Here is an 11954-nt window from a genome sequence, read left to right as displayed (position 1 = left end):
GGTCCTCGGCGGCGGCGTCCCGACCTGACGAAATCCGGCCGTCGACCCGGGTGGGTCCCCGGCCGGTCCCCCGGCGCGGCGCGGCTGAGCAGCGGTGTCGACCCGGCCGGCCGGTTAGGGGTGCGTAGGGGGTGGGCCGGGCCCGGTGGGCGTCCATAGCGTTTCCCCAGAGGGTGTTTGAGAAGGCTCACCCGTGGTGGGCCGACATCGGGAGGACCGCTCGTGGACGCTCTGGCCGAGGCCGTACTCGACGACGCGGCGCCCGAACACCTGGCCCGGCTGCCGGTGCCGGCGGACTACCTCGCGGCCCATCTACGGGCGGCCGACGCCGACATGTTCGGGGATTCCGCCGACCGGGACGTACGCCGCTCGCTGCGGGTCGGTCGGGTGCCGATGCCGGTGCTCGCCCCGGATGAGGTGCTGGTCGCGGTCATGGCCAGCTCGATCAACTACAACACGGTGTGGTCGGCGATGTTCCAGCCGGTCTCCACGTTCCGGTCGCTGGCCCGGTACGGCCGGCAGGGCGGCTTCGCGGCCCGGCACGACCAGCCGTACCAGGTGGTGGGGTCCGACGCGGCCGGGGTGATCGTGCGGGTCGGCGAGGGTGTGCGGCGCTGGCGGATCGGTGACCGGGTGCTGGTGAGCCCGGCGTACGTGGACGACCAGGAACCGGCCACGCACGCCGACGGCATGCTCGGGGTCGAGCAGCGGGCCTGGGGGTACGAGACGAACTTCGGCGGCCTGGCCCACTACACCGTGGTACGCGCCAGCCAACTGGTGCCCAAGCCGGCGCACCTGACCTGGGAGGAGGCGGCCAGCACGACGCTGTGCGCGGGTACCGCGTACCGGATGCTGGTCAGTGACCGGGGGGCCCGGATCAAGCAGGGCGACGTGGTGTTGATCTGGGGCGCCACCGGTGGGCTCGGCGCCTTCGCGGTCCAGCTGGTCAAGGCGGGTGGCGGCATCGCGGTAGGCGTGGTGGGCTCGCCCGGCAAGGTACGTCCGGCCCGTGACCTCGGCTGTGACGTGGTGATCGACCGTGGGCAGCTCGGGATGGGCGGGGACGCCGCGCCCACGCCGGAGCAGACCACCGAGCTCGGCCGGCGGTTGCGCACGGCGATCCGCGCCGAGATCGGCGAGGACCCGCACGTGGCCTTCGACTACATCGGCCGGGCCACCTTCGGGGTCTCGGTCTACGTGGTCCGCAAGGGCGGCACCGTGGTCACCTGCGGTTCCAGCACCGGCTACCAGCACCAGTTCGACAACCGCTACCTGTGGATGAACCTCAAGCGGGTGATCGGCAGCCACGTGGCCAACCTCCAGGAGCAGTGGGAGTGCAACCGGCTGTTCCAGCTCGGCCGGCTCGCACCGGCGCTGTCCACCGTCTATCCGCTGGCCGACGTCGGCGGGGCGGCCCGGCTGGTGCAGACGAACGGGCACCTCGGCAAGGTCGGGGTGCTCTGCCTGGCCCCGGATCGCGGCCTGGGGGTCAGCGACCCCGAGTTCCGGGCGCGCCTGGGCGAACGACGGCTCAACCCGTTGCGCGGGGCCGATCCCGCGCCCCGGCCAGTTCCGGCAGCGGTCGGCTGAGCGCCGCGGCCGTCGTACCGAGGAAGGGCGAACGCGATCGTGGCCAACTACGCGGCGGGGATTCTGGGCACCGGCTCATACCTCCCCAAGGACGAAGTGACGAACGACCGGGTGGCGGAGCAGACCGGCGTGACGGCGGAGTGGATCGAACGGAAGACCCGGATCGTCACCCGCCGCTGGGCCGCGCCGACCGAGGCCACCTCGGATCTGGCGGTCCACGCCGCCACGGCGGCGCTCGACCAGGCGGGTGTGCCGGCCGACCGGGTCGACTACCTGATCGTCTCCACCTCGACCGGCGACCATCCACAGCCACCGACCAGCTATCTGGTCCAGCACGCGCTGTCCGCCACCCGGGCGGCCTGCTTCGACCTCAACGTCGTGTGCAGCGGGTTCGTCTACGGGCTGGCTCTGGCGCACAGCCTGGTGGCGCTGCGCCCGGACGCCGTCGCCCTGGTGATCGGCGCCGACGTCTACTCACGGATCCTCGACTTCTCGGACCACCGCACCGCCGTGCTGCTCGGGGACGGCGCGGGCGCGGCGGTGGTGGGCGCGGTTCCCGCCCCGTACGGGGTGCTGGACTTCGACCTGTCCAGCCACGGACACGCGCACGACCTGATCCGGGTGGAGGCCGGGGGCAGCCGCCAGCCGACCTCGCCCGACACGGTCGCGGCCGGCGGGCACTACTTCCGGATGAACGGTCGCGGGGTCCGGGACTTCGTGATGGCGAACGTGCCGCCCGCGCTGGCCGCCCTGGTCGAGCGGGCCGGCGCCGGGCTCGACGAGGTCGACCACGTGGTGCCGCACCAACCCAACGGGGTGCTGCTGACCGAGTTGGTCGAGCGGTGCGGTCTGGCCGGCGCCCGGACCCACCGGACCCTCGACCGGTACGGCAACACTGGCAGCGCCTCGATCCCGGTGACACTGGACGACGCAAACCGCGCGGGCGCGCTGCGCGACGGCGACCTGGTGCTGCTGGCCGGCTTCGGCGGTGGCATGTCGATGGGTGCCTGCCTGCTGCGCTGGAAGGCGAACCGGTGAGCGCGCCCGGCCACGACCGCCTGGCCGCACCGGCGGCGGGCGCCGCGAGCGACCGGGTTCCGGCGGCGGGCGCCGCGATCAGCCGGGTGGGTGTGGTCGGCTGCGGCGTGATGGGTTCGGGCATCGCCGAGGTCTGCGCGGCGGCGGGCCTCGACGTGCGGGTGGTGGTCTCCGGTCCGGCGGCGCTGCCGGCGGCCCGGACCCGGGTCACCCGCTCGCTGGACCACGCCGTCGGGCGGGCCCGGCTGACCGCCGAGGCGCGGGACGCGGCCCTGGGCCGGATCGCCTTCACCGCCGACCTTGACGGGTTGGCCGACCGGCAGCTCGTGGTGGAGGCGGTCCGCGAGGACGAGGCCGACAAGGTCGCGATCTTCACCGCCCTGGACCGGCTGGTCGCCGCGCCGGACGCGATCCTCGCCTCCAACACCTCGGCGATCCCGATCCAGCGGCTGGCCAGCGCCACCGGCCGGCCCGGACAGGTGCTCGGCACGCACTTCTTCAGCCCGGTGCCGGCGCTGCCCCTGGTCGAGCTGGTCCCGTCGGCCCTGACCACCGACACCACCTACGCGACGGCCGAGGCGTTCGTCACCGCCGTCCTGGGCAAGCAGGCGATCCGCTCCCCCGACCGGGCCGGGTTCGTGGTCAACGCGCTGCTGATCCCGTACCTGTTGAACGCCGTGCGGATGGTGGAGTCGGGCTTCGCCTCGGCGGCCGATGTCGACAAGGGAATGACGCTGGGTTGCGGGCATCCGGTCGGGCCGCTGCGGCTGGCCGACCTCATCGGGCTGGACATCGTCGCCTCCGTCGCGGCGAGCCTGTACACCGAGTACCGCGAGCCGCAGTACGCCCCACCGGCCCTGCTGCGCCAGCTGGTCCAGGCTGGACGGTTGGGCCGCAAGACCGGGCAGGGCTTCCACGAGCACCCTCGGGGGCGCCGGTGAGCGCGCCGAGTTTCGCCGAGAGCCTGTGGTCGGGTCGGTTGCGGTGGGACGAGCTGCGGCCGTTCCCCCGGCAGGATCCGGCTGACCGGGCCGCCGGTGCCGCCGCCGTCGCCGGGATCACCCGGCTGATCCGGGACCACGTGGACCCGGAGGCGCTGGACCGGACCGGCCGGCTGCCCGACGGCTTCGTCGCCGCGCTGCGCGCCGGAGGCTACCTCGGGCTGTCCGTACCCGGCCGGTTGGGCGGGCTGGGGTTGTCGGCCTACAACGTGTTCCGGGTGGTCGAGACCGCGGCCGGGTGGAGCCCGACCGTCGGGCTCTTCCTCGGCGTGCAGAACACCGCGGGGGTGGCCGGGCTGCTGCCGGCGCTGCCGGACGGCCCGCCCGGCGACTTCGTCCGGGACCGGATCGCCGCCGGGCCCCTGTCCGGGTGGGCCGACACCGAACCGGCCGGTCACAACAACGCCCGGCCGGCCGCCACGGCGGTCCCGGTCGGTGACGGTTCGGCGTACCTGCTGACCGGGGAGAAGCTCTTCATCGGCAACGGGCCCGTGGCGGACCTGCTGACCGTCACGGCGACCATCCCGGGGCCGGACGGTCCCCGGGTGGCGCTCTGTTTCGTCGACACCGCCAGCATCGGTTTCGCCGTCCGGTCACCGATCGAGTTCACCGGCATGCGCGGGCTGCCCAACGGGGCGCTGTCCTTCGACCGGGTACGGGTACCGGCCGACCGGGTGCTCCAGGTGCCGACCGGCGACGTACGGGCCGTGCCGGCCGTCGGGGCGGCGGCCGTGCTCGGCCGGCACACCATGGTGGCCGCGCCGGCGTTGGCGCTGGCCCGACGGTGCCTGGCCGAGTCGCGCGACTTCGTGCGCCGCCGGGCCATCGACGGGCGCGGTCTCGGTGAGTACGACCAGATCCAGCGGATCATCGCGGCCGGGCTGGCCGAGGTCTACGCCATCGAGGCCGTGGTGAGCTGGAACCTGCTCGGCTGCGAGCCGGACGGCCGGCTGGTGGAGCGCTACCTGACCAAGAACATCGCCAGCCTGGGCTGCTGGCGGACGGTCGACTCGACGGTCTCGCTGTTCGCCGGGGAGGGCGTGGAGACGGTTTCCAGCAAGCGCCGCCGGGGCGTGCCCGCCGTGCCGGTGGAGCGGCTGTTCCGGGACGCCCGGATGCTGCGGGTGGCCGGCAACGTGGACTTCCAGGCCGACATCCAGGCCGCCCGGCTGTTGCTGTCCCGGTGGACACCGGACCCGGACGACCACCTGGCCGGGCCGCTTCCGGACCCGTCCGAGACGGGCCGGCTGTCCACGGCCAACCGTGGCCACCTGCGGGCCACGTCGATCCAGTTACGCCGGTTCCGGCGGGCCTGCGGTACCGCCGTCGCCGCCCAGCCGGAGCCCGGGTCGGCGTACGCCGACGAACACACCCTGACCCACCTCGGCGCCATCGCCCGGGAACTGCTCGCCGTCGGCGTCACCCTGGCCCGCGCCGCCGACGACGAGGAACCGGACGGGCAACTCCTCGCCGACGTCTACTGCACCGAGGCCCGGCACCGGCTGGCGGACCGGTGGCGGCGGTTGACCGAGCCGGCCGGCCCGGCCCACTCGACACTGGCCCGCAACTGGCTCTCCCGATCCGTCAGCGCGGAGACCGACACCGAGATCGGGAGGTTCGCGTGACCCTGTCCACCACCTCGGCCCAGCTACCGTCCGCACTGGGCGGTTTCGACCTGACCGACCAGGCCCGGTACGCCGACGGCGTGCCCTACGAGGTCTTCGCCCGACTGCGCGAGCGGGCGCCGATCCTGCGGCACCCGCCGGGGCAGACCGCCGACGGCGAGGCGTTCTGGGTGCTCAGCCGGCATGCCGACATCGTCGCTGCCGCCGCCGACCCGGCCTTCTCGGCGGAGGGCGGCGGGGGGCGTACCGGCGGCGGCACCCATCTCGACGATCTTGAGACGGGTGTCCACGCGGGGGTGTTGCTCGGCATGATGGACGACCCCCGGCACGACCTGATCAAGCGCGTCGCGCGCCCGGCGGTGAACCGGGGCGCGATGGCGGCCCTGGCGCCGACGCTGCGCTCGCTCGCGGCCGACCTGCTGGACGCCGCACTGCGGCGCGGCGACTGCGAGTTCGCCGCCGAGGTCAGCGGCCCGTACGGCACCCGCGCGGTCGGGACCGTGCTGGGCGTGCCGGCCGAGGACCTGCCCCGGCTGGTCGCCTGGACCGACGTGAACTCGAACGTCACCGACCGCGGCACCGGCACGGTGACCGAACGGTCGCACGCCACCGGTGCGGCCGCGCTCGACTACTGCCGCCACCTGGTGGCCGCCAAGCAGGCCGCGCCGGGTGACGACCTGGGTACCGCGTTGGCGGTGGGCGACCTGCCGGCGGACGCGCCGGGCGGACCGATGACCGGGTACGAGCGCGCCCTGAACACCTGGCTGATGCTGCTGACCGGCAGCGAGCAGCCCCGCAACACGGTCGCCGGGGCGGTGCTGGCGCTGGCCGAGCATCCGGAGCAGTGGCGGCTGCTGCGGGACGACCGGTCGCTGCTGCCCTCGGCCGTGGAGGAGTTGCTGCGCTGGGCCCCGCCCAACCCGTACAACCGGCGCACCGTCACGCACGACCTGGAGTTCCGGGGCGTACCGATGGTGGCCGGCGACAAGGTCACCTTCTGGTGGCCGTCGGCCAACCGCGACCCGGCGGTGTTCCGCGACGCCGACACGCTCGACCTGCGGCGTACCCCCAACCCGCACCTGTCCTTCGGGGCCGGCCGGCATCTGTGCCTCGGCGACCACCTGGCCCGGGAGGAGCTGCGGGCCTTCCTGACCGAACTGCTGGACCGGGTGGCCGAGATCCGGCTGACCGGTCCGGTGCGCTACCTGCCGAGCAACAAGCACACCGTCGTCAGCTCGATGCCGGTGACCCTGGTGGCCACCGGACGCTGACCGTCGGACCGCGTTGACCGCGCGTCGGCGGCTGGACCGCCCGGTCCGCTGGCCGGGCCGCCGCGACCGTTCAGCGTTCCTCGACGGAGGCGAGCACCGGCTTGAGGTCCAGCACCGGCGTGCCGTCGATCGCCTCCAGATCGGTCACGGTCAGGGTGTCGCCCTCGACGGCCAGGATCGTGACCTGGTGCAGGCCGATCGGGTTGGGCCGGTCCGGTGACCTGGTCGCGAAGACCCCCTGCCGGGGTCGGCTGGTGTCACCGCGCGGATGCACCCGCAGCACGTCCCGCCGGCCCTGGTGCAACCAGGTCAACACCAGGATCCGGTCACCGGCGGCGAGCCCGGTCGCGGCGTCCCGCAGCTCGGGTTCGAGCACGATCCGGGCCGGCGGCGAGCCCTCGTCGCCCTGCCGTGGCGCGTCCGCCCGGTCGGTCAGCGGTGACACCACCCGGCCCACGGGCCGCACCTGGTAGTCGTCCGTGCCGTCCACCGCACCCACCTCGCTCACGCCGTATCCCACGGTCGAGGTCGACCGGCCCAGGTAGGTTACCGGGCCCGGATCGAGCGCCGGGACCCGTTACGCCCGGCCAGAGCCCTCGAAACGGGCTGGTCGCTCCCTCGCTCCCGGGGCGGCCTACCCGGCCGGGTAGGTTCGGTGAGGTACCGCGAGGCAACGGGAGAAAAGATGACAACTCAGGCATCCCTTCGGGTCGGGTTACTCGGGTACGGGGTCGCCGGACGGGTCTTCCACGCCCCGTTGATCGCGACGACTCCCGGGCTCCGGCTGAGCACCGTCGTCACGGGCAACCCGGAGCGGCAGGAGCAGGTCCGGCGGGAGCACCCGGAGGCGCGGATCGTCGAGGACGCCGACCAGTTGTGGCACGCCCCGGGCGAACTGGACCTGGTCGTGGTGGCCACACCGAACCGGCAGCACGTACCGCAGGCCCGAGCGGCCATCGCGGCCGGGCTGCCGGTCGTGGTGGACAAGCCGCTCGCCTCCACCGCCGCCGAGTCCCGAGCGCTGGTCGACGAGGCGAAGCGGCGGGGCGTACCGCTCACCGTGTTCCAGAACCGCCGCTGGGACGGCGACTTCCGCACCGCCCGCCGGCTCGTCGAGGCCGGCGAGCTGGGCCGGGTGTCCCGGTTCGAGTCGCGGTTCGAGCGGTGGCGTCCGGCGATCAAGCCCGGTTGGCGGGAGAGCGGCACCCCGGACGAGGCCGGTGGCGCCCTGTACGACCTGGGCGCCCACCTCATCGACCAGGCGGTGCTGCTGTTCGGCCCGCCGGTGAGCGTCTACGCCGAGGTGAACCGGCGTCGACCGGGCGCGCTCGTCGACGACGACTCGTTCGTGGCGCTCACCCACGCCGGCGGTGTCCGGTCCCAGCTGTGGATGAGCGCGGTCGCCGCCCAGTTCGGGCCGCGGCTGCGGATCCTGGGCGACCGGGCCGGCTACACCACCTGGGGGCTCGATCCGCAGGAGGCCGCGCTGCGCGACGGCGGCCGTCCGGGGGCGCCCGACTGGGGTTCGGTCCCACCCGAGCGGTACGGCCAGCTCGGCGTACCCGGGGACCTGCGGCCCGTACCCACCGATCCCGGCCGGTACCAGGACTTCTACGCCCAGTTGGTCGGGGCGCTGCGGGACGGCGACCCCCTGCCGGTGGACCCGGCCGACGCCGTGGCCACCGTCGCGCTGATCGAGCTGGCGCACCGCTCCGCCGCCGAGGGCGCGGTACTGCCGGTCGTATCGGAACCGACGTGACCGGGCGGCCGGGAGCACCGTGACGATGCTCCCGGCCACCCGGCCACCCGGCCAGCCGGCCAGCCACCCGGCCAGCCGCGGTCAGCCGACCGGCAGGGCGGCCAGCCAGTCCTGCCAGGCCCGCTCGGTCCGCTCGGGGTCCTGGTCGGCGGCGAAGATGTGGTGCCCGAGCACCAGCGCGTCGCCACGGTCGGCGCCGGAGTACAGGAACCGGTAGAGGGCGTCCCCGGTGCGGACCCCGAGGTACGTGGGCAGGCTGACCAGGTCGACGACGCCCTCGATCGGCGACAGGCCATCGGCGGTGAGCCGGACCGGCTGCCCGACGGTGACCGGGCCGGACACCCCGAACGCCTCGGTCACCGCCGCCCACACCTGCTCGGGGCCGCCGGTGCCGGGGCGGAACGCCGTGACCGGGCTGGCCGTCCGGCCGGGGAAGTGTTCGAGGTAGGCCGCCAGGGTGCCGAGGTAACGGCCCCAGCCGGCCTTCATCGCCGCGTACTCGCCCTCCCAGTTGTCGCCGAGGACTCCGTTCTGCACCAGCCGCAGCGTCGTGCTGCCCTGGTCACGTCCCTCGATCAGGTATTCCATCGCCAGGAAGGTGCCGTCCGGCCGGGGATCGGAGCTGTACGCGAACCGCTTGCCGGGCTCCCACCCGGTGACGGTGGCCTCCTCGACGTGACCGGCCATGTGCAGCCGGGTCCGCCCGCCCTCCCCCGGTTCGACCTCGCTACGACCCATGAACCAGGAGTCGATGCCCGGCCCGGTGGCGATGGCCTCCCAGACCTGTTCCGGGGTGGCGGCCAGCTCGATGTCCTGGCTCAGTTCGAAGCGGTGTCCCATGGTGGTGCCTTTCTCGGCTGTGGTTGGTTGTCGGCTGTGTCTGGTGGTCAGGGGGCGGCGGCCAGCGGTCAGGCGGCGGCCCGGAGCCGGGCGGCAGCGCCGGCCGGTGGTCAGCGGGCGCCGGCCCGGTGGCGGAGCATCGGCACGAGTGCGGCGGCCACCACGGCGTGGAGCACGAACAGCATGACCCGGGTGTCCGGCGTGGCCTGCTCGATGAGAATCGGGGCGAAGGAGGCCAGCAGCACCGCGCCGGCCAGGGTCGCCCAGATGACCCGGGCGCGCCGGGTGAACCGCTCGAACAGGGCGAGGGTCCCCCACCCGAGCAGCGCGAAGACCAGGCTGAAGACGGCGATCTCGGGCAGGATCAGCGGGTGCGGCTCGGTCGAGCCCGGGTCGGTCAGGGTGAAGTCCGTGCCGGCCGCGCGGGCGACCAGGTAGAGCAGGCTGTTGGCGACCACCGCGACGCCGACGCCCAGGGCGCGCTGCCGGCGCCGGATGCCGGCGCTCGTCGGGGTGGACTCGGTCGGGTTGATCCGTACGGTGGTCGGGCTGGTCATGGTGGTCATCTCAGGACTCCTCGGCTGCGTCGCCCGTGTGGGGGCTGGGATCGGTGTCGGGGTTGGTGCTGGTGTCGGGGGCGGCGCTGGGGTGCAGGGCGAACACCACCCGGTGCTCGCGTCCGCCGGGGCTCTTCTCGTCGTGGTACCGGCTGACCAGGGCGGCGATGGTGCTCGCCAGTTCCTCGGCGAACGCGGCCCGGTCGCTGGCGGAGCCGAACCGGACGGTGGCGTCGACCGTGAAGGTCGCCACCCGCTGCCGGGCGCGCTCCGCTCCGGTGATGAGCGCACCGACGTCCTGCACGAGCCGGGCGGCGACGGCGAGCAGCCACCGCGCCGACAGCCGGTCGGGCGCCTGGGTGGGGTCGGGGCGCACGGCGGACAGGGCCGCCGGTGAGATCACGTACGTCGCCGCGGTGGCCCGCATGACCCGTTCGGTGACGTTGCCCTTGCGGCGCTCCTCCACCAGCTCGATCAGGCCGTGCTGTTCGAGCGCTCGAAGGTGGTAGTTGACCTTCTGCCGGGGCAGACCGACCCGGGCGGCGAGCATGGTCGCCGACGCCGGTTCGGCGAGCGCGGCCAGCAGCCGGGCCCGGGTCGGATCCAGCGACGCCTCGGCCGCCGCCGGGTCCTCGATCACTGCGATGTCGAACATGGGTAAACCCTGTCACCGACAACTTTTTTTGTCAAGACAGATTCTGTTGTCGGTCGAACCCGCTGTCGGCCTGGATGTGTCGATGGTGCCGGCGACCGCATCGGTCGCCACGCTCCCCCGTTGGGTCTGTCGACATCGATCGCCAGGAGGAAACAGGGGGAGAAATGCGAATACTTCGGGTGAGCCTCGCGCTCGTCACCGCCGCCACCATGCTGGGCACGGGGGGCGCGCTCGCCGCGTGCAGCGGGGACGGCTCGACCAGACGAACCCAGCCGACCCCGGAACAGGTCAGCGGCAAGGTCACCATGTGGATGGCGCCGGTGGGCGGGAAACTGGAATCGGCCTACTGGACCGACCGGATCAAACAGTTCACCGCCCTGCACCCCGGGGTCAGCGTCGCGGTCGAGGTGGTGCCCTGGCAGGACCGCGCCAAGCGGCTGGCCAAGGCCGTCGCCGGGCACACCACGCCGGACGTCGCGTACCTCATTCCGGACGAGGTGGCCGGCTACGCCGAACAGAAGTTGCTGCTGAACGTGTCCGACGTGATCGCCGACGATCGCGACGACTTCCTGCCCGCCGCGCTCGACGCGGTCAGTTTCGACGGCGCCCCGTACGGCGTACCGACCCTGATGTCGCCGGCCACCACCATCTTCAACCGCAAGGTCGTCGACCAGGTCGGGCTCACCCGGCTGCCGCAGACCTGGGACGAGGTACGGGCCGAGGCACCCAGACTGAAGCGGGCCGGCTTCTTCACCACCGAGTACGACGCGACACCGGCCGCGACCCTCAACAGCACGTTCTTCCCGTTGCTCTGGCAGGCCGGCGGCGAGGTCCTGAACGCGGATCGGACCAGGGCCACCTTCAACAGCCCCGAGGGCGTCCGGGCGCTGGACTTCGCGGCCTGGCTGGCCGACGGCGGATACCTCACCCGGGACAGCCTCGACGCCGCGCCGCCGAGCGGGACCAACCCGCTGGCGCAGGGCAAGGTGACGATGCTGTTCTCCCAGTCGCTCGGCGCCGTCCGGCAGGCCGGTCTCCGCGACACCGACCTGGTGCTGGCACCTCCGCTGCGGGACCGCAAATCGATCGGCTACACCGCCGTCGGCGGGTACTCGATCTTCAAAGCCTCCACCAACCAGGCTGCCGCGGCGGCCTGGGTCGACTGGCTGACCAGCCCGGACCAGCTCCGGCAGTTCCTGCCGCCGCGTCACCAGCTCTCGCCGCGCAAGTCGGTCACCGGGCTGTACCCGGCGGGCTCGCTGGACGCGCAGTCCGAGTCGTACCTGCCGCAGCTCACCGCCGGACTGACCCACCCGCAGGCCCGCAAGATCATGGATCTGATCCGGCCGCACCTGCGGGCGGCCCTGCTCGGCGAGGTCGGCTCCAAGCGTGCCCTGGACGACGCGGCCCGGGAGGTCGACGACCTGCTCGCGCACTGACCCGCCGAGGCGGCGCGGAAAACCACCTGGGCCCACCCGGCCGGGCGGGAAGACCGCGCACTGACCGCCATCGTGGGGGGGGGGGGGGGGGGGGGGGGAGGGGCCCCCCCCCGTTCTGCCCTCCCCCCCCCCCCCCCCCCTGCCCTCCTCCCCCCCCCCCCCCCCCCACCCCCCACCCC

At 73.7% G+C, this 11954-nt stretch carries 11 protein-coding genes; 7 read left to right on the top strand and 4 right to left on the bottom strand.

The window, feature by feature from the left end:
• The first annotated feature begins 222 nt into the window (after positions 1–222).
• From ccrA to ACXN5W_RS19705, 5 genes are read left to right on the top strand one after another with little or no spacing between them, the layout of a single operon-like run.
• Positions 223–1590: a crotonyl-CoA carboxylase/reductase gene (gene ccrA, locus ACXN5W_RS19725; RefSeq protein WP_473159806.1), complete on the top strand. Its 1368-nt coding sequence runs from the start codon at positions 223–225 to the stop codon at positions 1588–1590.
• A gap of 39 nt (positions 1591–1629) precedes the next feature.
• Positions 1630–2628, top strand: coding sequence for a 3-oxoacyl-ACP synthase III family protein (locus ACXN5W_RS19720; protein ID WP_473159805.1), 999 nt, complete (start codon positions 1630–1632; stop codon positions 2626–2628).
• A complete protein-coding gene (locus tag ACXN5W_RS19715) occupies positions 2625–3569 on the top strand; it encodes a 3-hydroxybutyryl-CoA dehydrogenase (protein ID WP_473159804.1) in 945 nt (314 codons plus the stop codon). The genes ACXN5W_RS19720 and ACXN5W_RS19715 overlap by 4 nt, the downstream gene beginning before the upstream one ends.
• Positions 3566–5254 (top strand): acyl-CoA dehydrogenase family protein, encoded by a 1689-nt coding sequence (locus tag ACXN5W_RS19710; RefSeq protein ID WP_473159803.1) that lies wholly within the window; start codon positions 3566–3568, stop codon positions 5252–5254. Before ACXN5W_RS19715 ends, ACXN5W_RS19710 begins: the two co-directional genes overlap by 4 nt.
• Positions 5251–6525: a cytochrome P450 gene (locus ACXN5W_RS19705; protein ID WP_473159802.1), complete on the top strand. Its 1275-nt coding sequence runs from the start codon at positions 5251–5253 to the stop codon at positions 6523–6525. The genes ACXN5W_RS19710 and ACXN5W_RS19705 overlap by 4 nt, the downstream gene beginning before the upstream one ends.
• Positions 6526–6595: 70 nt before the next feature.
• Here the strand turns inward: ACXN5W_RS19705 and tsaA are convergent, their stop codons facing one another.
• Positions 6596–7033 carry a tRNA (N6-threonylcarbamoyladenosine(37)-N6)-methyltransferase TrmO gene (gene tsaA / locus ACXN5W_RS19700; protein WP_473159801.1) on the bottom strand — a complete coding sequence of 146 codons (438 nt, stop codon included), beginning with the start codon at positions 7031–7033 and terminating at the stop codon, positions 6596–6598.
• A 177-nt stretch (positions 7034–7210) separates the two neighbouring features.
• On the opposite strand from tsaA, the gene ACXN5W_RS19695 reads away from it, so the two are divergent.
• Positions 7211–8284 (top strand): Gfo/Idh/MocA family protein, encoded by a 1074-nt coding sequence (locus ACXN5W_RS19695; protein ID WP_473159800.1) that lies wholly within the window; start codon positions 7211–7213, stop codon positions 8282–8284.
• Between the two features lie 81 nt (positions 8285–8365).
• On the opposite strand, the gene ACXN5W_RS19690 is transcribed toward ACXN5W_RS19695, so the two are convergent.
• The 3 genes from ACXN5W_RS19690 to ACXN5W_RS19680 form a co-directional block, all read right to left on the bottom strand.
• Positions 8366–9124, bottom strand: a complete 759-nt coding sequence (locus ACXN5W_RS19690; RefSeq protein ID WP_473159799.1) for an SRPBCC family protein — start codon at positions 9122–9124, stop codon at positions 8366–8368.
• A 110-nt stretch (positions 9125–9234) separates the two neighbouring features.
• A complete protein-coding gene (locus ACXN5W_RS19685) occupies positions 9235–9690 on the bottom strand; it encodes a DUF6069 family protein (RefSeq protein ID WP_473159798.1) in 456 nt (151 codons plus the stop codon).
• A 1-nt stretch (position 9691) separates the two neighbouring features.
• Positions 9692–10336: an ArsR/SmtB family transcription factor gene (locus ACXN5W_RS19680; RefSeq protein WP_473159797.1), complete on the bottom strand. Its 645-nt coding sequence runs from the start codon at positions 10334–10336 to the stop codon at positions 9692–9694.
• A 164-nt stretch (positions 10337–10500) separates the two neighbouring features.
• Here ACXN5W_RS19680 and ACXN5W_RS19675 point away from each other — a divergent pair, with 164 nt between their 5' ends.
• Entirely contained in the window at positions 10501–11775 is a 1275-nt protein-coding gene (locus tag ACXN5W_RS19675) for an ABC transporter substrate-binding protein (protein ID WP_473159796.1), read from the top strand.
• Positions 11776–11954 lie beyond the last annotated feature (179 nt).

The sequence above is a fragment of the Plantactinospora sp. A48 genome (assembly GCF_055793945.1).
Note: the sequence above shows the minus strand (reverse complement) of the source record. Positions and strands in the feature narration are given on the sequence as shown.

What these genes read in the sequence shown, in the direction of transcription:
- ACXN5W_RS19685 (WP_473159798.1), bottom strand. Translation starts at nt 9,690, where the DNA reads ATGACCACCATGACCAGCCCGACCACCGTACGGATCAACCCGACCGAG.
- ACXN5W_RS19695 (WP_473159800.1), top strand. Translation starts at nt 7,211, where the DNA reads ATGACAACTCAGGCATCCCTTCGGGTCGGGTTACTCGGGTACGGGGTC.
- ACXN5W_RS19680 (WP_473159797.1), bottom strand. Translation starts at nt 10,336, where the DNA reads ATGTTCGACATCGCAGTGATCGAGGACCCGGCGGCGGCCGAGGCGTCG.
- ACXN5W_RS19675 (WP_473159796.1), top strand. Translation starts at nt 10,501, where the DNA reads ATGCGAATACTTCGGGTGAGCCTCGCGCTCGTCACCGCCGCCACCATG.
- ACXN5W_RS19690 (WP_473159799.1), bottom strand. Translation starts at nt 9,124, where the DNA reads ATGGGACACCGCTTCGAACTGAGCCAGGACATCGAGCTGGCCGCCACC.